21 protein-coding genes and 1 pseudogene are annotated in these 22,283 nt (G+C 64.4%); 11 read left to right on the plus strand and 11 right to left on the minus strand.

Annotation, left to right across the window (positions count from 1 at the left end; genetic code table 11):
- Positions 1-110: 110 nt before the first annotated feature.
- The gene (locus LDB05_RS04760) at positions 111-1,202 is read right to left on the minus strand and encodes a hypothetical protein (protein ID WP_226006782.1); all 1,092 of its coding nucleotides are present in this window, start codon (positions 1,200-1,202) and stop codon (positions 111-113) included.
- A gap of 73 nt (positions 1,203-1,275) precedes the next feature.
- Positions 1,276-2,007 (minus strand): GNAT family N-acetyltransferase, encoded by a 732-nt coding sequence (locus LDB05_RS04765; protein WP_226006783.1) that lies wholly within the window; start codon positions 2,005-2,007, stop codon positions 1,276-1,278.
- Positions 2,008-2,305: 298 nt separating this feature from the next.
- On the opposite strand from LDB05_RS04765, the gene LDB05_RS04770 reads away from it, so the two are divergent.
- On the plus strand, positions 2,306-2,755 hold the full coding sequence (locus tag LDB05_RS04770; protein WP_226006784.1) for a hypothetical protein: 450 nt from the start codon (positions 2,306-2,308) through the stop codon (positions 2,753-2,755).
- 48 nt (positions 2,756-2,803) lie between these two features.
- On the opposite strand, the gene LDB05_RS04775 is transcribed toward LDB05_RS04770, so the two are convergent.
- From LDB05_RS04775 to LDB05_RS04790, 4 genes are all read right to left on the minus strand, one after another.
- Positions 2,804-3,373 carry a DUF7344 domain-containing protein gene (locus tag LDB05_RS04775; protein WP_226006785.1) on the minus strand — a complete coding sequence of 190 codons (570 nt, stop codon included), beginning with the start codon at positions 3,371-3,373 and terminating at the stop codon, positions 2,804-2,806.
- A 412-nt stretch (positions 3,374-3,785) separates the two neighbouring features.
- The gene (locus LDB05_RS04780) at positions 3,786-4,484 is read right to left on the minus strand and encodes a helix-turn-helix domain-containing protein (RefSeq protein WP_226006786.1); all 699 of its coding nucleotides are present in this window, start codon (positions 4,482-4,484) and stop codon (positions 3,786-3,788) included.
- A gap of 494 nt (positions 4,485-4,978) precedes the next feature.
- On the minus strand, positions 4,979-5,905 hold the full coding sequence (locus LDB05_RS04785; protein WP_226006787.1) for an HhH-GPD family protein: 927 nt from the start codon (positions 5,903-5,905) through the stop codon (positions 4,979-4,981).
- A gap of 177 nt (positions 5,906-6,082) precedes the next feature.
- Positions 6,083-6,262: a hypothetical protein gene (locus tag LDB05_RS04790; protein WP_226007953.1), complete on the minus strand. Its 180-nt coding sequence runs from the start codon at positions 6,260-6,262 to the stop codon at positions 6,083-6,085.
- Between LDB05_RS04790 and LDB05_RS23565 the strand changes: the two genes are divergently transcribed.
- A complete protein-coding gene (locus LDB05_RS23565) occupies positions 6,197-6,346 on the plus strand; it encodes a zinc ribbon domain-containing protein (protein WP_226007870.1) in 150 nt (49 codons plus the stop codon). The genes LDB05_RS04790 and LDB05_RS23565 overlap by 66 nt on opposite strands.
- Positions 6,347-6,423: 77 nt before the next feature.
- Complete coding sequence (locus LDB05_RS04800; protein ID WP_226006788.1) at positions 6,424-6,747, plus strand: ribbon-helix-helix protein; 324 nt, start codon at positions 6,424-6,426, stop codon at positions 6,745-6,747.
- 419 nt (positions 6,748-7,166) lie between these two features.
- Here the strand turns inward: LDB05_RS04800 and LDB05_RS04805 are convergent, their stop codons facing one another.
- Entirely contained in the window at positions 7,167-11,108 is a 3,942-nt protein-coding gene (locus tag LDB05_RS04805; RefSeq protein ID WP_226006789.1) for a glycoside hydrolase family 97 N-terminal domain-containing protein, read from the minus strand.
- A 454-nt stretch (positions 11,109-11,562) separates the two neighbouring features.
- On the opposite strand from LDB05_RS04805, the gene LDB05_RS04810 reads away from it, so the two are divergent.
- Positions 11,563-11,787: a hypothetical protein gene (locus tag LDB05_RS04810; RefSeq protein ID WP_226006790.1), complete on the plus strand. Its 225-nt coding sequence runs from the start codon at positions 11,563-11,565 to the stop codon at positions 11,785-11,787.
- 109 nt (positions 11,788-11,896) lie between these two features.
- Here the strand turns inward: LDB05_RS04810 and han are convergent, their stop codons facing one another.
- Positions 11,897-13,801: a Hef-associated nuclease gene (gene han, locus LDB05_RS04815; RefSeq protein ID WP_226006791.1), complete on the minus strand. Its 1,905-nt coding sequence runs from the start codon at positions 13,799-13,801 to the stop codon at positions 11,897-11,899.
- A gap of 221 nt (positions 13,802-14,022) precedes the next feature.
- Between han and LDB05_RS23570 the strand changes: the two are divergent.
- From LDB05_RS23570 to LDB05_RS04830, 4 genes and pseudogenes are all read left to right on the plus strand, one after another.
- A pseudogene (locus LDB05_RS23570) lies at positions 14,023-14,136 on the plus strand (AbrB/MazE/SpoVT family DNA-binding domain-containing protein); the annotation flags it as partial.
- A 161-nt stretch (positions 14,137-14,297) separates the two neighbouring features.
- Entirely contained in the window at positions 14,298-14,708 is a 411-nt protein-coding gene (locus LDB05_RS04820; protein ID WP_226006792.1) for an FAS1-like dehydratase domain-containing protein, read from the plus strand.
- 68 nt (positions 14,709-14,776) lie between these two features.
- Positions 14,777-15,274, plus strand: a complete 498-nt coding sequence (locus LDB05_RS04825; RefSeq protein ID WP_226006793.1) for a Mov34/MPN/PAD-1 family protein — start codon at positions 14,777-14,779, stop codon at positions 15,272-15,274.
- A gap of 100 nt (positions 15,275-15,374) precedes the next feature.
- On the plus strand, positions 15,375-15,806 hold the full coding sequence (locus tag LDB05_RS04830) for an FAD synthase family protein (RefSeq protein ID WP_226006794.1): 432 nt from the start codon (positions 15,375-15,377) through the stop codon (positions 15,804-15,806).
- A gap of 34 nt (positions 15,807-15,840) precedes the next feature.
- On the opposite strand, the gene LDB05_RS04835 is transcribed toward LDB05_RS04830, so the two are convergent.
- The 3 genes from LDB05_RS04835 to LDB05_RS04845 form a co-directional block, all read right to left on the minus strand.
- A complete protein-coding gene (locus LDB05_RS04835; protein ID WP_226006795.1) occupies positions 15,841-15,996 on the minus strand; it encodes a hypothetical protein in 156 nt (51 codons plus the stop codon).
- Positions 15,997-16,113: 117 nt separating this feature from the next.
- On the minus strand, positions 16,114-17,841 hold the full coding sequence (ilvD, locus tag LDB05_RS04840) for a dihydroxy-acid dehydratase (RefSeq protein WP_226006796.1): 1,728 nt from the start codon (positions 17,839-17,841) through the stop codon (positions 16,114-16,116).
- Between the two features lie 123 nt (positions 17,842-17,964).
- Positions 17,965-18,672, minus strand: coding sequence for a glycosyltransferase family 2 protein (locus tag LDB05_RS04845; protein WP_226006797.1), 708 nt, complete (start codon positions 18,670-18,672; stop codon positions 17,965-17,967).
- Positions 18,673-18,918: 246 nt separating this feature from the next.
- Between LDB05_RS04845 and LDB05_RS04850 the strand changes: the two genes are divergently transcribed.
- From LDB05_RS04850 to LDB05_RS04860, 3 genes are all read left to right on the plus strand, one after another.
- The gene (locus LDB05_RS04850) at positions 18,919-20,238 is read left to right on the plus strand and encodes an alpha-amylase domain-containing protein (RefSeq protein ID WP_226006798.1); all 1,320 of its coding nucleotides are present in this window, start codon (positions 18,919-18,921) and stop codon (positions 20,236-20,238) included.
- Positions 20,239-20,354: 116 nt separating this feature from the next.
- Positions 20,355-21,335 (plus strand): beta-ribofuranosylaminobenzene 5'-phosphate synthase family protein, encoded by a 981-nt coding sequence (locus LDB05_RS04855; protein ID WP_226006799.1) that lies wholly within the window; start codon positions 20,355-20,357, stop codon positions 21,333-21,335.
- A gap of 103 nt (positions 21,336-21,438) precedes the next feature.
- Positions 21,439-22,275 (plus strand): RAD55 family ATPase, encoded by an 837-nt coding sequence (locus LDB05_RS04860; RefSeq protein ID WP_226006800.1) that lies wholly within the window; start codon positions 21,439-21,441, stop codon positions 22,273-22,275.
- The last annotated feature ends 8 nt before the right edge of the window (positions 22,276-22,283 follow it).

Below are 22,283 nucleotides of genomic sequence, written 5' to 3' on the forward strand. Positions count from 1 at the left end.
CCGGGAAAACTACCTTTCGATTCCACAACTCCGGATCGGTGACGACGACGGGCCGTTTCATCGCCCGGTATGGGCCGCGGACCGCTCGGGGGAGCGGTCCCGGCGGATTGCTATCTGGTTCCCGGCTCGAACGACTCGAGGAGGACCGACGCCTCTCGGACCCCTTCTTCGAAGACGGCGTGGTCCGACGCCGAGACGCGATTCGCGTGGGGATCCCAGTCGACGGCCCGGATCGCTCGGAGTCGGGGAAGCGTCGCGTGCCGCAGGCCGGCCTCGACGGCGTCGGCTGAATCGTCGACGTGATACGAGACGGCGCGGGCGAGATCGTCCACGGATCGCGTCTCGTCGTCCCATTCGTGGTAGAGAACGGCGAGGGCGATTCGGGCGCGTTCGTTCCGGAGCACGGCGAGGACCTCGTTCGCGGTCGCGGGGACCGACGCGACGGTATCGACGCCCGGTTCCCGAGTCGCCGTCGAGACGGTCGTGGTAGTCGACGGGGACCTTGCGGAATCTCCGGAACGGGGGCCCGCCTCGGCGTTCGGCGACGGACGAGGGTGCGACGCCGGTGCCGTCGTCGACGCGCTCGTGGTCGCCGTTTCTCCGCCAGTGGCCGCGGCACGGGCTGACGTCGGTGTGTCGGCGACCGCTGGACCGATCAACTCGGTTACTCCGGCGGGCGTCTCGGTCGGCCGATCGGCGGGCGGTGCCGCCTCCGGTGTCGTCGCCGACGACGATTCGGTGTCTTCGTCCGGCGGGTGTTCCCGCGCGTCGGCCGAGTCCACGCTGGTGGCCTCGAGCGACGTCCCAACGGCGGTCGCGAAGCCGGTCGCGCCGCCGACCGCGGTGAGGATCGTCACCAGCGCGATCGGGTCGCGGACCGCGCCGCCCTCGAGTGTCACGTAGCCGACGAGCCAGAGAGCGAGCGCGCAGGCGGCGACGATCCCGATCGAAACGCGAGTCGCGACCCTGTCGCGCGCGTCGGACGGAACGTCACGACGGGCTAGCCAGACGCCGCCCGTTGCCAGCCCCGTCGGGACGAGCAGCGAAACGAACAGTTCGAACGCGAGGGCAGGTTGCGAGACCGGCGTCTCGAGCGTCCGGACGATTCCGGCGACCGCCAGTGCGAGCCCCATCGCGACGATGGCAGCGGTCGATTCCCCCCATCCCTCCCACCGGTACTGTACGGGGGTAGCGAAACGCATGCCTCTCGGTTCCACGGACTGTCGTATAAAACGGACTGATCGCGGTCCGACACGTTCACCGATCTGAACGTGGCTACAGCTCGACGGCCATCATCACCTCATCGACGTAATGGCCGTTGAGTTTGTAGTGGTCCTCCCGGATCGCCTCGGTCTCCCAGTCGTGTTCCTCGAGGAACGCGATCGCCTCCTCGTTGGTCGACGGGACGCTCTGGTAGACCTTCTCGTAGCCGTTGGAGCCGGCCCACTCGAGGCCCCGCGAGAGGAGGTGCGAGCCGACGCCGTGGCCGCGGTACTCTTCGAGCACGCCGACGGTGAGCTCGGCGGTGTGACTCAACTTCTCCAGTTCCGGCGCGTGGAGGTGAACCCAGCCGACGACGTCGTCCTCGACCGTGGCGACGAAGAACATCCTGGACTCGAGTTCGTTGTGCCGGAGCAACGCGTCTTCGTGATCGATCTCGTCGGCGACGCTCTCGGCCTCGATGTACGTCTTCTCTTCCGCGACCTGTCGGATCGCGCCGACGATGCCCGTCAGGTCCTCCTGACGCGCCGGACGGATGTGGAACTCGAGGGCCTCGGAGACGTACTCCTCTTCGGCACCTGCATCGATCGTCACTCTGAGCGTGCCGTCCTGTTCCTCGATCCGGCCGTCACGTTTGAGGATCGCGACGTGGTGTCGGAACCCGCTCGGATCGAGATTGAGGTGTTCCTGGGTCTCGTCCGGGTCGACCGCCCCGTGTCGCTCGACGTACTCGTAGATCTCCTTGCGGTCCGCGTGGCCGAACTCGAGCGTATCAGTTGACGACATGATAACTGCTACCACGAAACATTACTTAATCCTTGTCCGGTCGAAAGCCACGTCGAAACGGGCCGTACACATCGACCGATGTCACTCACGGTATGGGGGTTCGCGAGTGAGTGCCCGCTCGAGCCGAGACCAACGCCGTTCTCCGTCAGTCACAGGGGGGCTCGAACGGACGTCTGGTACTTAAGCGGACAACTGGTACAGGCGGAGGACCTTCCACCAGCGGGGTATCGACTCGAGTGCGTGAGATGAGCGCTGTCCCACCCGATTGGCATCTGACAGTGTGCGTCTCGCGTTCCGCATGATCGGATCGAACGTGGTGGTTGCTGGCTGTGCCTTGGTCCTCGCGGTAGCGGTCGGACTGGTGGCCCACGAGTGGACACACGCGATCGTCCTGCGATTCGCGCGGGTCGAGTACTCCGTCTCCTATTTCCCTGGCCGTTCCGACGGAGTCATCGCGCTCCTCCTGACCCGTCCCTGGGCTGCCGTCTCTCCCCGCCCGACCGGCAACGAGCCCGCCTGGGTTCTCCGCCTTGCGGCGCTCGCACCCCTCTCGCTCGCGGTTCCCGTCTTCGGACTGGGGGTCGCTGGCCACGTGACGACCGAAACACCGGTCGTCGCTGCGGCGGCGATCGGCTGGCTCGCCTGTGCCCTCCCGAGCCCGCAGGACTTTTCGGTCGCGTTTCACGCCCGCCGACTCCTCGAGCGGTCCGCCGAATCGACCGCGACACTCGCTTCCCGCGCCGACTGACGGTCGTCGATTGGCTCCCGGGTTCGGTCGGGCCGCTCTCTCGAGGGACTACTGACGATAGGCACCGGTCGACCAGACGTGTGCGCTCGTAACGATAGCAAACGCGGCGAGAACGAACCCCGCACCGACGAGATCCGATATCGGGAGGAGTCCCGTCGCGATCGCTCCGATCAGCAGTGTACAGCAAACGACCGTCCCGGCGTACCGTCGTGGCCACCGGTCGGACGAGTCGGATCCGGTGGGCGGCTCGAGATACGAATCGAGTAGCGACGTCCGTGACGTCGGTTCGACCCGCCCGCGGTCCTTGTCGTAGTCGACGATTCCGTGATTGTCGAGCTTCGGAAGGTGGGATTGATACAACGAGATATACACGCGCTGGCGCTCGTCCGAGGTGAGTTCGTCGACGGTCGTTCCCTGTTCCCAGGCTGCGACCTGTTCCGCGAGTTCACGTAACCGAACGGGTTCCTCTGCCTCACGGAGGTATCGGAGCACGTCCCGACGCCGTTTCGTCTGAAGCAAGTGATGGACATCGTCCAGTGACAACTCCGACGAACCATCGACTGTCTCGGGGTCTCGAGTCGGTTCGTTAGTGGCGGTCGTCCGACTACGTCCGAACACGTCGACTCTTCCGGATCGTATTCATGTTGGATATATAAAACTACGGGCTGGTCCCGATCGCAATTCCCCGTCGGCAAGGAAGAGAGGAGGAGGGTCGGTAGACGACCCATCAGCAGTCCGGCATCGAGGCGGTCACACAGCCACGAATGACCGCGGATCGGTGATTGAGCACGGGTGATCCACCGGCGTTGACAGCGATGCTAGCGCGTCGGGTGGTCGGACCACGCCGACACTCAACTGTTGTCTTGTTCGATAATAAAGCTATCTATTGGATCAACAAATCATAAATCGACTAACTTTCCCCACATACTGGTAGTAATATGGCTGTTTACACATATAAGCGCAGATATCGGTGGTGTCGGTCGTTCGATTTGCCGATCTGTTTGGCTCGAGGGGACGACTGTCGGCATACTCAGGGATCGATCTCCATCGGTGCGCTTCGATCGGAGAGCTCCGCACTGACGAGCGCAGCGTGGCTCCGACGGAGCCGTTCGGATAGCGCCTGATGTGAGATACCCAGTTCCGTGGCCAGTTCCTTGAGCGTCACCCCTCTGGGCACGTCGAAATAGCCGAGTTCGTGGGCCTTACAGATCGTCTCGTACTGGGTTTCGGTCAGGGGAGTCCGCGCGGTCGCGAGGTCGTTGACGCCACTGATTCGGCAGACGTCCGCTGCGAAGTCGTACTGTTCGAGTAACTCGTGACACGCCGAGACCGACTCCCGGTCGTGGAAGAGTAATTTCACCATCCAGCGTTCCTCTCGGCCCTGAGCGGTCAGTATCGCACCGTCGTTTTCCGTGACGATCTCCTCGAATAGCTTGACGCCGTCACCGAACGCGAGCCGAAACAGCCAGCGGTCGTTCGGGCCGACAGCGGTCTCGTCGTCCGTCGTAGATCCCTCTGCGTCGTCGGCGACGCTCGCGATCACGTCGACGGACGGATCGTCCTCGAGCGCCCGCCGAACCGAGTCCCGGTCCGGCCCGCTCGTCCAGACGAGCGGCGGTGAACCACCGATCATGCCGCCGACCTGGAACTCGAACGTCGACACTCGATCGAACGTGCGAGCGAATCCGAGTCGATCGGTCGGGATCCCGAGTTCGACGACTGTGGTCATCATCGAAAGCCACCACAAAGACGTATACACGGATTGTGTTTCCGGTAGCCTTTCCCGCCACCCAATTCCGATGACTGTCACTTTTGCTCGAGGGTGTCGGTTAATTATATGTCGGTCCGCGAGGCCCCTGTACTACGATCGTGCCGATCTTTGCTATCGCAATTCGATTGTTCTGCTCGTTGTGGCTTATCTCCGACATTTCTTTGCGAGCGACGAGAACGGTTCACTGGCTCAGTCGATCGTATTTTCAGTCCCTGTAACTCCCGACCAGCTACAAGTATCCACGCCGCCTCCGTTCGAGTGGCCATCGACGAGCACTGGCCGACAGGGAATGCACGACGACCGCCGTCCGTCGTTCTCGCGAACGGCGTCGTCGATAATGCCGGTCGAGTCTCCTGGATCGATTTCTCGAGTCGATAGTCTCTGACGGGGCAGGGAGACGTCCGAGATATTTTGTACTCGATAGTCGAGTGTTCGGGAACGACCGACTGTCGCTACCGCTGTAACCGCGCCACGGGGCCGTCGGTATGGTCGCGTTCGAGATCGACCAGTCCGTCCGACTCGAGATCGTCGAGGAGGCCCTCGAGCCACGCTCGGCCGTACTCGCCGTCGGGTGCGTAGTCGACGCGAATGCGATGCCCGAGCGCGTCGAGCTCGAGTTCGTCGTACTCCTTGAGCGTCCGGACGATCCGGCCTCGGAACTGCCGGCGACTACCCTCGAAGCTCGGTTGGGTAGGAACGTCGGGAGCGGTGAAATCACCGCTTGCGTACGCGCCACACCATTCCCGCCACGGACAGCCGGCCTCGTCGCAGTGTGGCGTCTGCTCGCAGGCGACGCCGCCCAGTTCCATGATCGCGTTGTTCCAGACTCGAGACTGCCCCGCCGGCATGAGTTCGCTCGCCGCCGTTTCGAAGGCCCCGTCGTCGTCCGGTACGTCGAAGGCGCGGTAGAGCACCCGTTTGACGTTCGTGTCGACGACCGCGTCGCCGTCGTTGAACGCGAAGCTCGCGACCGCATTGGCCGTGTACGGGCCGACGCCCATCAGCTCTTGGAGTTCGTCGGGATGCTCGGGGAAGTCCCCGTCGTACTCCTCCTGAACCTGCTGGGCCGCCTCGTGGAGGTACTTCGCCCGGTTGTTGTACCCCAGGCTGTGGTCCGTCCAGAATCCCACGACGTCGGCGCGGTCGGTGTCGGCCAGCGCAGCGGTGGTCGGCCAGCGCTCGAGGAATTCCTCCCAGGCCTCGACGACGCGACCGAGCTGCGTCTGCTGGCTCATCACCTCGCTGACGAGGATCTCGTAGGGATCGTCGGTCCGTCGCCACGGAAACTCACGGTGGTCGTCCTCGTACCACTCGATCAACGCCTCGCGAACGGCCTCGCGGTCGGCCGGCAACGCCCACTCCTCGGCCTCTGCTGTCATCGACGGACGTTACGCGGTCGGCTGTAAGTCAGTGTCGCAATTCGGCGGTTCGACGACGGTGGCGCTCACGATTGCTACCACCTACCCAGACGGAATCGGCGGTCCGTCGGCGACGGCCGGGCGATACGAATCACAATAGATTTTATCGCAGAATAATGTGTGCTGTTTACTATGGGCTCACACTCGATCGGATCCTGGCTGATCGTCGCTGGATTCGCGATCCTCGTAGGCCCGTTCGTCGTCCTGTTTCTCCGAGCGATCGGACCGACCGGGTGGATGATCCTCGGCTTCTTGCTGATCGGTGTCGGTTCCCTCATCACCCTGTTTGAGAAGACTCGCTCGGACGGATCCGGTCACAGAACGTGGACGAACTGTGACAACTGCGGGAAGCGTATCGATGACCGCGCTCCGACCTGCGCCTATTGTGGGACAGACCGCTGAGTCGACGACCGATCTCGACGCCGTCGACTCGAGGCGACCACGAAAGGCCTATCCGACCCGCTCGAGTCCCCTCCCGTATGAGCCTCGACGACCTCAACGACGAGGTGACGGAGTCGTACACGGACATCGGCGACGACCTCACCGTCTCGCTCGACCGCGAGACGCGGAACGAACTGGCCTTGCTCGAGACGGCGCTCGAGCCCGAGGAAACGGACGAACTCGTCCGGCGGGCCATTCACATGCTCTTTCAGTCGACCGTCGACACGGGGAAGCTCGACTTCCAGCTCCGGTCGGCCTACGACGTGACCTACGACGAATACCTGTCGGGCATGACCTTCGAGGAGATGACCGGTGCGGATCAGTACCCGTCGATGGACGACGAGCGACGCTACCAGTTTTAACGACCACGGGATCGGTGTTCTTCAACCGACGAGATATCGCGTCCTCGTTTCGTTCCGACAGCGATATCCATACGTGTTCTAGTCACAATGGACACTTCTAACTTCATAATAGGTGAGCTTAAGCTCGCTCGTACCCTCGTCACCTACATGACTATCAATCAACATTCCCTCGAAACAGATTACCACTGCCCCGAATGCTCGGGTCCGCTGTCGACTCGATACGAGTCGCTCGCCTGCAACGACTGCGGGTACACGCCGCGTCACGGCGCGGACTGATCGAACGACTTCCGCTCTCGAATTTCTCGTACCGATTCGAACCAGCCCGGTCAGGCGCGTATTTCCGTTACTGTAACGCCCGTGAGAACGTGATCGGCTGCGACCGTCGCCGAGGGGCGGTCGTTGCGATCACGGAGCGACGATCAGCCGTCGCCCAGCGGGACGAACGGTAGCATCGCCGGTTGATCGGCCGAGTAGGCCAGCGCGTCGGCCTGGCTGGTGTCGTCCGGCGTCACCACGTCCATGATGCGCGGCGCGTTCTCGGCCGCGCCGGGGATTGCACCGCCGAACACGTAGTCCGCCGCGTCTTCGGCGACGGGACGGAGCGTCCCGCGGTCCTCGGACTGGACCATCGCCACGACTTCCAGGTCCGAAATATCGGCTCCACCGAACGCGGCCTGATCGACCGAGAGCGCCACGGTGTTCGCCTCGGTGTCTACGTCGTCCCGAACGCTGATCTCGTTGCCGTCGGTGTCGGTCAGCGGATTCCCGCCCGCGTCGACCGCGCTCTTCGTGAAGCCACTGACCTCGAGGCGGTAGTGCCAATCCGACTCGAACTCCGCAGCCAGCCCGAGGTCGCCGACCTCGGTCGTACTCCCGCCGTCTTCGGTCGGATCGCGGAGCCACAGGACGAACATGTGTGGCGAGAAGCCGCGATCGCTTCCGAAGGCGTTGTTCAAGGTCTCGACCGCGAAGGAGAACTGGACGGTGCTCGAGGTCCGCGTGACTTCGAACGACTGGAGGTCGAAGACGCCGTCCTCGAACGCGCCGGCGGTCGGGTACGTGTACTCCCCTGGGCCGTAATCGTCGCCGCTCGAGTCGGTGAACGATGCGACGGTCTCCGGCGGCGTCACCGTCACGGTCCGGCTGGCGAGGGTTTCGCCGTCGGGGGTTCGGACGGTCACGTCGTACGTTCCTGCAGTGTCGATCGCCGTTCCGAACCCGAACGACTCGTTGGTCGCACCCGGCCCGAACCGGACGTTTTCGAGGCTTCGGACGTCGCCGTCGACGACGAGCTCGACGGTCGTCCCGCCGATGTAGTCGCCGTCGTTGGAGCCGGTCGCCGAAACGAACGGCTCCCGCACGAAGGTTTCGCCGTCGATCGATACGTCGACCTCCTGGGTGGGCCGTTCGTAATTCGGGAGCTGTTCGAGGTCCTCCTCCGTTGCCGGTCGGAGCCGAACGGCGGTGCCGCCGGAACCGACCATCGAGGCCAGCAGCGTCGTGGATGCGTCGACGATTGCCTCGTCGATGCGCACGTCCTCGAGATTGCCGTCGTAGTCGGCATCGACGCCGTCGGAGTAGATCTCCGCGACGTACTTGTCTTTCCCGTGTCCACGGCCTCGATGCTGCCCGCGTCCGTTTCGTTGGCCGCGAGCGCGTTCCTCTCGGTGACCGTTGCCACGTCCCTTCTCGTGGCCCTTGCCGCGGCCCTTCTGATGACCGTTGCCGGTTCCGTTTCCGTGACCTCGACCCCAGCCACGGTCGTCGTTATCCCACCATCCGGGGCCGTCATCCTCTCCCCAGTCGTGATCATCGTCGTCGTCCCACCAGCCGCGGTCGTCGTCATCGTCCCACCAGCCGTGGTCGCCGTCCTCCCACCAGTGACCGGAGTCGGAGTCGAGGAAGTCGAGGGGAATCTCGAGCGCGCGGCCGTTCTCGTCGGTCATCGCACCGACGTACCACTCGTCGCCCTTCTGCCGGGCGGTGATCATGTAGTCGCCGATCGACGCATCCAGAACGCGCGTGTCGTCCCAGCCCGCCGCCGGGACGTCTTCGATGAACTGGAACGCGGGGACGGTCGGCCCGGTGATCGGCGGCTCGTCGGGCTCGGGCATCGACGCGCCGGGCTCCGTGACGGCGATCGCATCGAGGTTGAAGCCGCCGGTGTCCTCGTCCGTGAGCGCGAGGGAGAGTTCGGTATCGCCGGACTCGAGCGAGACCGTCGTCGCCGTGGCGGTCCAGACGTCCCAGTAGTCCGTTCCGGGGATCGATAGCTGTTCGACCGGTTCCCCGTCGATCTGGAGTGTAGCCGTTGCGTCGACCTCGAAGCCGAGCCCGTTGTCGGCTTCGTAGTTGGCCGCTCGAAGGTGGACGTCGTACTCGCCGGCGGGGGCGTCTTCGAGCGTCCAGGTGGCCGTCGACCCGCTGTCGACGCTGTTGGCGTCGAAGGGAACGTACGCCTCACCCTGTGCGTTGGCCCACTCCGACTGGGTGGCGAACCCGTCGAGGTCGGCGTGCTGGGCTTGCGCGACTTCGCCCACGCCCAGCGTGGCGGGCTGGTCGGCCAGGTACGAACTCGGTAAGTCCGCGGCCATCTGGAGGCCGCTGAAGTAGGTCGGATACATCGCGAGCTGTTTGGCCCGCGTCGTCTCGATGCCGCCGGAGCCCGACTCCATGTCGAAGATTCCCGGCGTGTACTCGACGGGGCCGCCGAGCATGCGCGTGAACGGGAACGTGACGTGGTGGTCCGGGCTGACGTTCCCGAAGGCGTCGTACTCCTGTCCTTTCACGCCCTCGCGGGTCATCAGGTTAGGATACGTTCGCCGGCGACCGGTCGGGTGAATCGGCTCGTGCACGTCGAGCATCTGCCGGTTGGCCGCCGCCGTCTCCGCGACCAGCGTGTGGTGGTTGACCAGCACCTGATTGTGGTGGCTGTATCCCTCCCCGGAGAGATCACCGCTGTCGGAGACGTACCCGTTCTTGATCGTCCGGATGCCGAGGTCGTCGTACAGCCCGAACGCCTCGTCCAGTTGTGACTCGTAGTTCCGGAAGTCCCCCGCCGTCTCGTTGTGCATCGTCATCTGCGTCGACGGCTCGAGACTCGACCCGTAGTCCGTCACCCCTTCGAGATCGAAGTCGGGATACGACTCCGTGAAGCTGAACTCGCTGCCATCGCCCGGGTAGCTCGACCAGCCCTGGTTCCAGCCCTCGACGAGCACGCCCGGAATGTCGTGCTCGCTCGCGAAGTCCATGTACTGCTTCGCGCGGCCAGTCTGCGCGCCGTGGTTGCCGGTCTGTGGCCCCTGGTACTCCCAGTCTGCGCGACCGGTGATCATCAGCCACCAGACCCCGATGAACTTCTGGGGCTCGATCCAGTCGGTTCCCCGCGTGAACACGTCGTCGCTGTAGTCCTCGTTGAGGTTGACGATGAGGTTCGACTCGATGAGATCGCCCGGCCGCCTGCCGAGCTGGATCGTCCGCCACGGGGTGACGTGGGGCGCGGAGGCCGACACCTTCGTGCCGTCCGGAAGCGGGGCCAGCGCCGCCTCGAAATCGGTGGAGCCGTCCTCCTGCGGTGTGATCGCCAGCGACGCGTAGTCGTCGAGGTTCGCCTCGTGGACGCTGACGTAGTGGTCGTCGTCGGTCCGCATCGTCATCGGCGTGTGAACGCCGTCGAACGAACCGCCGAATTCCGACTCGAGCGTCGAGCCGATTTCGCTGAGGGGTGTCGCTTCGTACTCGTACTCGAAGCTGTTGTAATCGCCGGGGACCCACCACGAGTCGTAATCGCCCGCGAAGGAGTACTCCGTTCGCTCCGAGGTGATGACGAACTCCTCGCCGAAGCGCTCGTCGAAGAGGAACCGGAACCCGAAGCCGTCCTCGAACACTCGGATCTCGAGGGTGCCGCCCCGGCCCGGTCCCTCGGTCTCCTCGAGGCCGATCCGGAGCTCGGTGTAGCGCTCCTCGATCTCGTCGTACTGATCCCAGACCGGTTCCCACGTGCTATCGACCCGGTCCCACTCGCTGCCCGTGACCTCGAGGTCGGCCGCGTCGCTGCCGACGCCGAAGGCGGGCTGGTTCTGGAACTCGAACCCGATCCGCGATGAATCGACGACGGTTCGCCCGTCGAACCGGACGCTGTACGTCGGCGTGCCGTCCTCCACGTCGATGACGACCAGCACCCTCCCGTCGGGCGAGGGGACGACTCGAGTCGACGAATCGTCGCCCTCCCAGACCGGCGATGCGGCCTCCGCGGATACGTTCAGCGAATACGCCGACGCCGCGAGCAGCGATGCCATGCCGCCGAGTACCCCGCGTCGCCCGTACGTCTCCAATGTTTGGTGTGATTTCTCATCAACCATGCCATCTCATACATGCCGATACAGTCACTAAAAATTTACTACGATAAATAGTAGGAGTCAATGATCGAGTGAGGATCATCTAACAGGTTCGAAAGCGCGTCCGTTGACTCAGACCGTTACAGAGAGCAGTCGCGGCCTCCCTCTCAGACGAACAGCATTCTATCTGCGAATAAATTCCAATAGATATAAGTTTAACTTTCTCGTATGAATAGCTGGAAGTCAGCTCCAGCGGGGGCGTGCGTCGAAACGCCCCGGGTGCTGAGACACCCGAGACTGGCTTCCAACCGCAACGGCTCGAAGCCATGTTTCACTTACTCCCACCGAGACATAAACGTCTCGCACGACGACGGTATCGCAGACGAGTATCGGACGCAGTCGATCGACTATCGGCCGTCATCGAACGACGATCGCTCGAGTGGCACCGCCATCGACGGACACGGACTCGGAGCGATCGATGAGCGCCGATGACGAGCCGTCCCCCGACGACGAACTGACGATGGACGCCGATTCGATCGCCGCCGACAATTCGTCGCGACGGCGACAGCCGGTTCCGTGCCCGCGGTGTGACACACCGGTCGCGGTGGTCGTGAGCTACGGCCCGACGACCCACAGGGCCACGCCCTGTGGCTGTCCGGTCTCCGGCAGCCTGCTCGAGAAAACCGGGCCCGGCTCCGACTAAGGGAAGGGTTGGGGTGCGACGGACCCCGTTTTTTTATCGAGGATCGAATCGCTGTAGCCACTCCTCGAGTTGTATCGTCGAAACCCAAAATCGAACGGCAGCCCGGCGGTCAGTCGTCGATCGGTGCCGCACTCGAGAGCGCTTCGTCGATGTCGGCCTCGGCCATCTTCTCGACTAAGGCGTCGATCACTTCCTCGCGCTTGCCGGAGACGAACTTGATCGAGCCGACGACGAGGTGGCCGCCGCCGGAGACGCCGCCGCCCGCGATTTCGGCCTCGAGTTCCGTGACCATGTTCGGAATGTCGAGTCGGACGCCGTCACTGCGGAGCACGGCGAAGTCTGGCCCGTAGCCGACCGTGATGACCGGATCGCCGGTCTCCTCGATTTTCCGGTCGTGGATCTCGCCCGTCGTCTTCCCCGGCGCGGGGTAGGTAAAGCGGTGGGCGTAGTTTTCCACGTCGATCCGGTAGAGGTGCGCGCCGTTCTCGAGCGTCTCGTGCTCGAGGTGGGGCATCGCGTCCTCGAGTTGCTCGTCGACTTCCTCGCGGCCGCGGTCGGCGAAGAACTCGACGAGGTCGCGGTGGCGCTCCTCGTCGTCGCTGTCGACCTGGAGCAGGTCCTGAATCAACTGGTCGCCGGAGTTGTAGCGCAGCCAGAAGGCGGCGTAGTCCAGCGCTTCGCTGACGTCCTGGACGCGATCCTCGTCGTACCCCTCCTCCGCGGCGAGCGCGAGGTAGTCGTCCATCGCGTCGGCCTTCGAGCGGTCCGAGAGGCCGGCGACGGCGGGGACGTGACGGAGTTCGTCGCCCAGCTCGGGGTAGATCATCCGCGCGAGCTCAACGCAGAGCATCCCCGTCGTGATCCGGTAGTCCTCGTCGTGAAGGTAGGGGTTCACGTGGGCGTCGAGCAGATCCTCGACGGCGTCGGGGTCGGGGTGGTGGTGGTCGACGACAGCGATCGGGATGTCGTAGTGGGCCAGCGTCTCGTAGGCCGGCACGTCCTCGGCCGTCGAGCCGTTGTCCAGCATCAGGAGGAGCGGCAGTTGCTGGCCGTGTTTCTCGCGATCCTCGAGCGCGAAGTTGAGGTCACGGGTCGCGTCTTCCATCTCGTAGAACGGCGCCTTCGCCGGCAGCCGCTTGATGAGGTGGCGGGGTGCGTTCTCGTCCTCGTGAACGTCGGCGATGAACCGTTGGAGGGCGATCTGGACGGGGACGGCGGCGCACATGCCGTCACCGTCGGCGTGGTGACGCACGCGGATCGGACGTCCCTCGAGGACCGTCCGACGGAGCAGTCGGGCGACTTCCTCGAGGTTCGGCTGCAGTTTTTCGAAGGCCGGCCAGTCGATCAGCGGCTCGACGTCGTGGGGCTCGGCGCGCTCCTCGAGGGCGTCCTCGAGTCGCTCGCGGGCCCCCTCGGCGTCCTCGCCCTCGAGTTTCGAGAGGCCGTCGACCTCGATCTGGACCGATCCCTCGCGGTGTTCCGGCGTCCCGGTGACGCGGACGACGTCGCCGACCTCGATGGTGGGGTAGGCGCGGACGCCGGCCTCCTCGAAGGCGGCACAGGGGACGACGCCGTACTCGTCGGAGACGTGGAAGATCGTCGGGCCGCCGGTCTGTTTGACCTGGGTGACCGTTCCCTCGACGTGGATTTGCTCGCCGATGGCGCTCTCGAGGCGGTCCGTGCCGGTCAGCGAGTAGTCGTGGCCGACCTCCTCGACCGTGTAGTCCTCGATATCGACGGGTTCGAAGGCGAGATCGCCGTTCTCGCGGACGCTCTCGAGTTCGACGACGAGTTCGTCGCCGACGGCGAAGGTGCCCTCGAGGACGGATTCGTGGACGAGTCCGGAGACGGAATCGGAGAGATCTACGAAGACGCCGTAGTCGACGATGCCGTTAATTTCGGCGAGATAGGACTGGCCTTGTTCGACGTCGTCAGCGGTACAATCGGAAGCGAGATCGTAAACGACGGAATCCCCGTCGTCTGCGCCGGGTTCCCCGGCGGAGTCACGCGTCATCTTGATTCGCTGTTCGAGACGGTCGCGTATAACCCTTGTCAAGACGTGCTGGCGACTCGAGGCGCTGTTCTGGGCCAGTCTCTCATTCGTGACCGTTTCGTGCTGACAATGTGGTGGTATGGCTCTCGCTGGTACCGTCTCGATGGAAATGCTACTCAGCTATCATGCGGTACATTCGACAATCGCCGTTCCGTCTGTCGCGAAACGAAGATATATCTGTGGATGGTGATGATCCGTTCGAAACGTACCGCGGGAGTGCCACCAGTGACGAGACGATGCTCGAGCCGATGCGCCGACTTCGTGGCGACTACCCCCGCGATGTCCGTATCGAGTGACCGACAGGAGGATGATCTCCGGTACGATCGTGTCGTGACCTGCAGCGATATCGATGTGGCTGATACGTACCGGCCTGATCAGGTCCGAACTGTACGGGAACCCGAACGATCCCTGCCCACTCGAGCAATAGCTACAAACGACATCGGCGGGATGTCCGTATATGGACGTCTCACATCCGCCTGCGGAAGGCGACGAGTACGTTTTCGAACGAACCTTCGATCACGAGGACGTACGCGAGTTCGGCGAGCTGTCCGGCGACCAGCAGCCGATCCACACCGAGCCAGATGAGGCAGGTCGGCTGACCGTCCAAGGACTGCTCACCGCGACCCTGCCGACCAAGATCGGCGGCGATCTCAACTACATCGCTCGCAGTATGGAATTCGAGTTCCACCAGCCCGTTCACACCGGCGAGCGGATCTCCTGCACCTGTCGCCTCGAGTCGGTGACCGAACGCGACGACTACTACGACGTGGAGTGCTCGGCGGTCTGTACGAACGAGGACGACGAGAACGTACTGCGAGCCGAAATCGACGGCCTCATTCCGAAAAGTGCGGTTCCCGACGACGAGTAGCGTCGCTTCTCGGAGTCAACGGGCCGCCCATCGGAACGTTTAGCAACCGCAAGGCCCCAGAGGGGTGTATGGGGCTGTTCGACGCGCTGTTTCGCTCGAGCGAGATTCTCGGCATCGCCGAGGAGACCCTCGAGTTCGCCCTCGAGTCCTCCGAAGAGACCCATCCGAACGAGTACATGGGATTCCTCCGGGGGACCGAGGCCGATCGCCTGGATCTGGACCGGGAGGGCCTGGTAATCACGGACATTCTCGTGGTACCCGGCACCGAGACCAACAGCGTCAGCGCGACCGTCAAGACGAACCAGATTCCGAACGACGTGAAAGCGTTAGGGAGCATTCACTCCCATCCAAACGGCGTCATCAAGCCCAGTAATGCGGATCTGGACACGTTCGGTCGAGGGAGCGTCCACATCATCATCGGCGCGCCCTACCGGCGGACGGACTGGAAGGCGTTCGACTCACAGGGGCAGCCGACCACGCTGAACGTGGTCGACGTCGACCTGCCCGACACCGAGGACTTCTTCGACTTCACGCAGGCGGATATCGACGAGGAACTGCGACGATGAGCGCTTCGCTACTCGAGACGATGGCACCAGTGACTACCGCACGACCGACGACGGGATCGCCACGGAAACCGCACGCGGCAGGATCGACGGCGAGGCACACATGACGCGGCGGGTCATCGCTCAGGGAACGTTCGACATCCTCCACCCCGGCCACGTTCACTACCTCGAGGAGGCCGCCGCGATGGGCGACGAACTGTCCGTTATCGTCGCCCGCTCGACCAATGTCGACCACAAGGAGCAACCGATCTGTCCGGCCACACAGCGCCGCGACGTGGTCGGCGCGCTCGAGGCGGTCGACGAGGCCCTGCTGGGCCACGAGGAGGACATCTTCGTCCCGATCGAGGAGATCGATCCGGACGTGATCGCGCTCGGCCACGATCAACACCACGACGACGAGGCGATCCAGGCCGAACTGGATCGCCGCGGGATCGATTGCGAGGTTCGCCGGGCGAGCGCACGTGAGACGGACGACGACGCGCAGCTGTTGTCGACGCGGCTGATCATCGATCGAATCCTCGAGCGCCGGGGATGAGAGGTCGCTAGAGCGCGTTCTCGGTTGGGCCCGATCAGTTCTCGAGGACGACCGGGGGCGGCAGTCGCAGCGAATCGACCGTGTGTCCCGTCTCGACGAAGTGTTCGATGGCCTTCTCCGAGACCTCCTTTTCGGTGTAGCCGTCGGCAGTGCTGAGTTGCCAGTCGCATTCGAGACAGTATTTACACATACGTCGCTCTAACTGGTAGTCGGTCACAAAGGCGGGAAAGACTCGTGCAGGAAATCGAAGGGGTCGATTCGGTGAGCGCGTAAGAATCGAGTGTACCGGTCCCGTTCGACCGGTCGCTTACTCTTCCTTGACGCCGGGGTTGGTCACGGCACCGTTGGCTGCCGACCCGAAAGCGTGGCCGAACTTCGCCAGCACGCCGTTCTCGTAGTTGGGTTCGGGCTGGTCCCACTCCTCGCGTCGGGCCGCGAGTTCCTCGTCGTCGAGGTCGACCTCGAGGGTGCGCTCGGCGATGTCGATCGTGATCACGTCGCCGTCCTCGATGAGACCGATGGGGCCGCCGGCGAACGCCTCGGGGGCGACGTGGCCGATCGAGAATCCGCGCGTCGCGCCGGAGAAGCGACCGTCGGTGATGAGTGCGACGTCTTCGGCGTGGCCCTGACCGGCGACCGCGCTCGTGACGCCGAGCATCTCGCGCATTCCGGGGCCGCCCTGTGGCCCCTCGTTGCGGATGACGATCACGTCGCCGCTCTCGACGTGTCCTTCCTGGACGTACGCCATCGCGTTCTCCTCCTCTTCGAAGACCCGGACGGGGCCTTCGTGGTGGAGTTCGTCGTCGCCGGTAACCTTGAGAACCGAGCCGCCGGGCGCGAGGTTGCCCGTCAGGATGCGGATGGCCCCCTGCTCGTTTTTCGGCTCGTCGACGGTGTAGAGGAAGTCGACGTCGAGGTCTTCGATCGCCGGCGGATCGATTCGCTGGAGCTCTTCGCCGATCGTGTTGCCCGTCACGGTCAGTGCGTCGCCGTGGAGGAGATCGGCCTCGTAGAGGGCGTTCAGAACGACCGGGACGCCGCCGACCTCGTGGAGGTCGTTCATCACTCGCGACCCGCCGGGCTGGAGGTCGGCGATCTTGGGGGTGCGCTGGCTGATCTCGTCGAACTCCTCGATGGAGAGGTCGACGCCGGCTTCGGCGGCCATCGCCAGCAGGTGGAGGACGGCGTTGGTCGAGCCGCCGACGGCGACTTGCAGGGCGATGGCGTTCTCGAAGGATTCCTTGCTGAGGAAGTCGGAGGGCTTGCGCTGTGCTTCGACGGCCTCGACGGCGAGTTCGCCGGCCTTCCGGGCGACGTCGTAGCGCGATTCGTCCTCGGCGGGCGGACTGGCGCTGCCCAGCGGCGCGAAGCCGAGCGCCTCAGAGATCGAGGCCATCGTGTTGGCGGTGAACATGCCACCGCAGGAGCCCGCGCCGGGGCAGGCGTTGCGCTCCATCTCGTCGAGTTCCTCGCCGGACATCTCGCCGTCAGCGACGGCACCGACGCCCTCGAAGAGGTTCTGTACGGTGACTTCTCGCCCCTCGTGTTCGCCGGGCATGATGGAGCCGCCGTAGAGGAAGACGGAGGGAAGGTCCGTCCGAATGGACGCCATCATCATCCCCGGCATGTTCTTGTCACAGCCGCCGATGGTGACCAGTCCGTCCATGCGCTCGCCGAACGAAACCAGTTCGACGGAGTCGGCGATGAGTTCCCGAGAGATCAGCGACGCCTTCATCCCCTCGGTCCCCATCGAGATGGCGTCGGAGATCGTGATCGTGCCGAACTCGATGGGCATGCCGCCGGCCTCGTCGACCCCCCCGAGGGCCGATTCGGCGACGTCGTCGAGGTGGACGTTACACGGCGTGATGTCTGCCGCTGGATTGGGGACGCCAATCATCGGCGATCCGAAGTCCTCGTCGTCGAACCCCATCGCGCGGAACATCGCGCGGTGTGGTGCCTTGTCCGGCCCCTCCGTTACTTCGCGGCTCCGCAACTGCTCGTCTTTCCCGTAGTCGAACTGGTCGTCGCTACTCATGCCCGTCCCTTGACTCGGAACCCGTATAAGTCGTCCTTTCTCGGTCAATCGTTCGTGTGGGCCCCTGCGACGCGAACATCTTCGTCTCAGAAGGCGGATAGTCGATCCGTCATCGTCGACGTGTCAAAAGTACTCCCGCGTCGGCGACCGGCCGGGCAGGACGTACTCGAGGTAGCCGACGAGATAGATCCAGCAGAGCCGCATGTATCCGACGCGTTCTTGCCGCCGATTCGAGGTGTCGACGGGGCAGGCGTGATCGTACACGAGGGTCCCCTCGCGGCGCAGTCGCAAGGAGAGGTCGGTGTCTTCGAGAAAGCCGAGCGAGTCGTCGAACCCGTCGACCGCCTCGAAGGCCGTTCGACGCACGCTGCAATTACAGCCGGGTTGCTGGACGAAGCCGACCGGCCAGCACGCGCGATACCACCAGTCCGAGAGGAGCCGAAAGAGGACGCGGTGTCGGAGTCCGTCCTCGAGCGGCCGGAGCGGGCCGCCGACGCCGACGACGTCGGGGGTGGCGTAGTGACGGCAGTGTCGGCGGACCCACGACGGCGGAACGACGGTGTCGGCATCAGTGAAGAGCAGGACCTCCCCATCTGCCGCACTCGAACCCCGATTTCTCGCCGGACCGGGGCCCTCCTGCCGGTCGTCGATCACGACCTGATCGACGATCGAACGCGCTCGAGCGACGGCCACCGTTCGTGCGCCGCTGGCGACGACGATCACCTCGAGACGTCCGTCGAACGTTTGGGCGGCGAGGGACTCCAGCGTTCGCTCGAGGCGCCGTCCCTCGTCACGGGCTGGGACGACGACCGAGGCGTCGGGATCCGACATCGTCGGAGACTGATGGCGGGAGTAACATAACCGCTGTGTCCAGTCGAGCGTCCTCGAATCTCCGTGGACTCACACGAAACGTGCACGATGCCGGCGTGACCCGAATCGGTTTCCGATGGCCGCTACTGGTACGATCGAACGGGAATACGGCGGTTTTACCGCAGTTTGGCCAGATACATACAAACTTTATGTATAAAAATTATATACACTGGTTATATGAATGAGGAAATAATACATCGGGCCTGTATGACAGATGACACCACACAATCGTCCCACACCCGAACCCACGGAACGGTCAGTAGACGCACCTTCGTCCGCGGCGCCGCGATAGCCGGGCTCTCTCTCGCCGGTGCGGGGGCCGCTTCGACCGCGACGGCCGCCGGTGAGCGGGTGTTCTTCCAGTACTTTCACGAAACGTGGCCGACGATTACGGACGACCTCTCGCGGGTCGCCGACCGCGGCTACGACGGGATCTGGATCCAGGCGCCCCAGGAGAGCGAGTTGACGTGGGACGACCAGGACGGTCGAAACGACCCGCCGCTCGGCTACCAGCCCGTCGACTACCGATCGTTCGACAGCGAGTTCGGCACCGAGGCGGAACTGCAGCGGCTCATCGATACCGCCCACGAAAACGGCCTCGAGGTGTACGTCGACTGCGTCATGAATCACATGGCGGCGAATCGCGGGTACGATTTCCCGCGCTTCGACGAGGAACACTTCCACACCGACGTCGGGTCGATCGACGACTGGGACGACGAGCACCAGGTCGAACACGGGAATCTCCTCGGGTTGAAAGACCTCGCGCAGCTCGAGACCCACGGCCACGAGGACACTGCACCGTACGTCCGCGAGCAACTGTACCGCTACATGGAAAAGATCGCGAGTTTCGGCGCGGACGGCTACCGGTACGACGCGGTCAAGCACGTCGAGGCCGAGTTCTGGGATCAGTACGCCAACCCCTGGGCCGACGAGTTCGACATGAACCGCGTCGGCGAGGTGTTCGACGGCAGCGTCGACTACGTACAGAACTACGTCGACACCGGCATGGACGCCTTCGACTATCCGCTGTACTTCGTGATGAACGACGTCTTCGACTACGGCGACATGAGTCGACTCGAGGGAGCGGGCCTCACGGCACAGGACCCGTGGCACGCCTGGCCCTTCGTCGGGAATCACGACGAGGGCGCGCCGCCGCAGTACCACCTGGCACACACCCACGTCCTCACGCTCGAGGGGACGCCGATGGTGTACAACCTGTATCCGGACGAGATCCTCGATGACGACGCGATCACCAACATGGTGTGGGTCAAGACGACCCTCGCCGGTGGTCCCACCCACTGGCGGCACGCGGATTCCGACCTCGCGATCTACGAGCGGGAGAACAACTTGCTCGTCGGCTTGAACAACGATACCGACGAGTGGCGCAGCGAGTGGGTGTACACGACCTGGCGGGACGAAACCCTCAACGATTACAGCGGCACGACCGAGGACGTACAGGTCAACGGCGACGGCTGGGTCGAAATATCGGTTCCGCCCGAGGGGTGGGTGTTCTACGCCCCGTACTGATTCCCGCGACCGGTGATCGATGCCGGGAAACGGTGTCGTCGCTTCCCGATCCTGCGCATGTCCGTCTCCTTGCCACCGTCGAAATCCCCTTGACGGCGCTTCCCCTATGCCGCGACATGGCGACCGTCAGCGCGGGTGCGCGTCTCCACGTCGGCTTCCAGAACCTCTCGCTCGCCCGCGAGCGACTCTACGGCGGCATCGGCGTCGGACTCGCGGAACCGCGCGTCACCGTTACCGCCGAACCCGCCGCGAGCGTCGAGGCCGACGATCCGCTGGTCCGGACCTACGCGAGCCGGGCCGTCGAGGTTCTCGACGTCTCCGGTGTCGCGGTCACGCTCGAGGAATCCCTGCCGCGACACGTCGGCCTCGGTAGCGGGACCCAGCTCGCGCTCGCCGTGCTGACGGCCACGGCGCGGGCACACGGAATCGAGCCGCGGATTCGGGACTACGCGCCGGCGATGGGACGGGGCGGGCGGAGCGGCGTCGGCGTCGCTACCTTCGAGGACGGCGGGTTCGTCGTGGACGCGGGCCATCCGACGAACCGGTTTACCACCGAGCCCCCGGCGGAGGGCGACTGGACTGTGCCGCCGGTCGTCGCGCGACACTCCCTCCCATCGGAGTGGCGGTTTCTGGTCGTCGTCCCCGAGGCCGACCCCGGTCGCAGCGGCGACGACGAGGACGCGAGCATGCGCGCGGTCGTCGAACGCGCCGATCCCGCGATCGCCGACGAGATCGCCGGCGTCGTCACCCGCAAACTGCTGCCGGCCGCCGCCGCCGGCCGCCTCGAGTCCTTCGGCGAGGCGATCGCCGAAATCGGCCGCAAGAACGGCGCGTGGTACGCCGACGCGCAGGGGGGCGTCTTCCGACCGCCGGCGGGCGAACTCGTCGAAGCGCTCGAGGACTGTCAGGTCCTCTCCGGCATCGGCCAGTCGTCGTGGGGGCCGGTCGTCTACGGCGTGACCGATATCGCGCATGCGCCGGAAGCCGAAGCCGCCGCCGAAGACGCGCTCGCGGATCGCGGGCTCGAGGGACGTGTTATTCTCACGGGGACGGCGGAGAACGGGGCTCGAGTTCGGACCGATACCGACCGACAGTAACGAGACTGAGATGAGCAGTTCAACCGTTGACAGCTACGATCTCCACGTATTCGATTTCGACTACTGCCACAACAGGTAAACGGGTCCGACCGAACGAATCCCTATGGAGCGGATGCCGCTCGGAATCTCACGGCTCGATCGGATGATCGGCGGCGGCGCGCCCGCCGGCAGCGTCGTCCTCCTCGCGGGCGAATCCGGTGCCGGCGCACGGGAGTTCTGCTACACGAGCGCCGCGATGAACGGACTCGTCGACGCGGATCCCGACCTGTTCGACCTCTACTACGGCGACCTGGAGCCGGAGGTGACGGTCCCCGAGGCCGTCCACTACGTCTCGTTTACCGACGAACGGAGCGCCGTCGTCAGCGAGATGGAGTTCGTCATGGACGACGAACTCGTCGGTGCCGGGATGGACGACGTTCGGTTCGTCGAGTTGGCCGAGGAGTACTTCCAGCTGACGCCGGTTCCGACGAACTGGTACGCCGACGGCATGGCCGATATCACCGAACTCGGCAGTCACAACGACCGCACGGACGTCCTCGAGGCCCTCGGAGAGTACCTGACGGAGCACGCGACGGGGAACCTCGTCGTGATCGACTCGATAACGGATCTGGTCGCGGCGGCCGACGACCGGCTCGGCTGGTCGGACCTGACCGTGCTGCTGAAGGGACTCAAACGCGCATCCCATCGCTGGGGCGGCGTGATACTCCTGCTCGTCAACGCGGAGCTACTCGGTCCGACGGAGCTCGGGCAGCTCAAGGAGGCCACCGACGGGACACTGCTGTTCGAGTGGGAGAGCGGCGGCTCGGAGCGAGCCCGCACGCTCGTCGTCGAACAGTTCCGCGGCGTGCTCTCCCGGCTCGAGGACGAGGACATCGTTCGGTTCGAAACGGAGATCCACGACGGCGGGTTCGATATCAGCAACGTCCGCAAGATCCGGTAAGGTAGCGA

The sequence above is a fragment of the Natrinema salinisoli genome (genome assembly GCF_020405205.1).
Lineage (GTDB): Archaea > Halobacteriota > Halobacteria > Halobacteriales > Natrialbaceae > Natrinema > Natrinema salinisoli.

Excerpts from the sequence above, each read along its gene's own strand:
- LDB05_RS04805 (WP_226006789.1), bottom strand. The coding sequence starts at position 11,108 with ATGGTTGATGAGAAATCACACCAAACATTGGAGACGTACGGGCGACGC.
- LDB05_RS04785 (WP_226006787.1), bottom strand. The coding sequence starts at position 5,905 with ATGACAGCAGAGGCCGAGGAGTGGGCGTTGCCGGCCGACCGCGAGGCC.
- LDB05_RS04855 (WP_226006799.1), top strand. The coding sequence starts at position 20,355 with ATGGCGACCGTCAGCGCGGGTGCGCGTCTCCACGTCGGCTTCCAGAAC.
- han (WP_226006791.1), bottom strand. The coding sequence starts at position 13,801 with ATGACGCGTGACTCCGCCGGGGAACCCGGCGCAGACGACGGGGATTCC.
- LDB05_RS04765 (WP_226006783.1), bottom strand. The coding sequence starts at position 2,007 with ATGTCGTCAACTGATACGCTCGAGTTCGGCCACGCGGACCGCAAGGAG.
- LDB05_RS04825 (WP_226006793.1), top strand. The coding sequence starts at position 14,777 with ATGGGGCTGTTCGACGCGCTGTTTCGCTCGAGCGAGATTCTCGGCATC.
- LDB05_RS04800 (WP_226006788.1), top strand. The coding sequence starts at position 6,424 with ATGAGCCTCGACGACCTCAACGACGAGGTGACGGAGTCGTACACGGAC.
- LDB05_RS04820 (WP_226006792.1), top strand. The coding sequence starts at position 14,298 with ATGGACGTCTCACATCCGCCTGCGGAAGGCGACGAGTACGTTTTCGAA.
- ilvD (WP_226006796.1), bottom strand. The coding sequence starts at position 17,841 with ATGAGTAGCGACGACCAGTTCGACTACGGGAAAGACGAGCAGTTGCGG.
- LDB05_RS04860 (WP_226006800.1), top strand. The coding sequence starts at position 21,439 with ATGGAGCGGATGCCGCTCGGAATCTCACGGCTCGATCGGATGATCGGC.
- LDB05_RS04780 (WP_226006786.1), bottom strand. The coding sequence starts at position 4,484 with ATGACCACAGTCGTCGAACTCGGGATCCCGACCGATCGACTCGGATTC.
- LDB05_RS04835 (WP_226006795.1), bottom strand. The coding sequence starts at position 15,996 with ATGTGTAAATACTGTCTCGAATGCGACTGGCAACTCAGCACTGCCGAC.
- LDB05_RS04845 (WP_226006797.1), bottom strand. The coding sequence starts at position 18,672 with ATGTCGGATCCCGACGCCTCGGTCGTCGTCCCAGCCCGTGACGAGGGA.
- LDB05_RS04850 (WP_226006798.1), top strand. The coding sequence starts at position 18,919 with ATGACAGATGACACCACACAATCGTCCCACACCCGAACCCACGGAACG.
- LDB05_RS04760 (WP_226006782.1), bottom strand. The coding sequence starts at position 1,202 with ATGCGTTTCGCTACCCCCGTACAGTACCGGTGGGAGGGATGGGGGGAA.
- LDB05_RS04770 (WP_226006784.1), top strand. The coding sequence starts at position 2,306 with ATGATCGGATCGAACGTGGTGGTTGCTGGCTGTGCCTTGGTCCTCGCG.
- LDB05_RS04810 (WP_226006790.1), top strand. The coding sequence starts at position 11,563 with ATGAGCGCCGATGACGAGCCGTCCCCCGACGACGAACTGACGATGGAC.
- LDB05_RS04830 (WP_226006794.1), top strand. The coding sequence starts at position 15,375 with ATGACGCGGCGGGTCATCGCTCAGGGAACGTTCGACATCCTCCACCCC.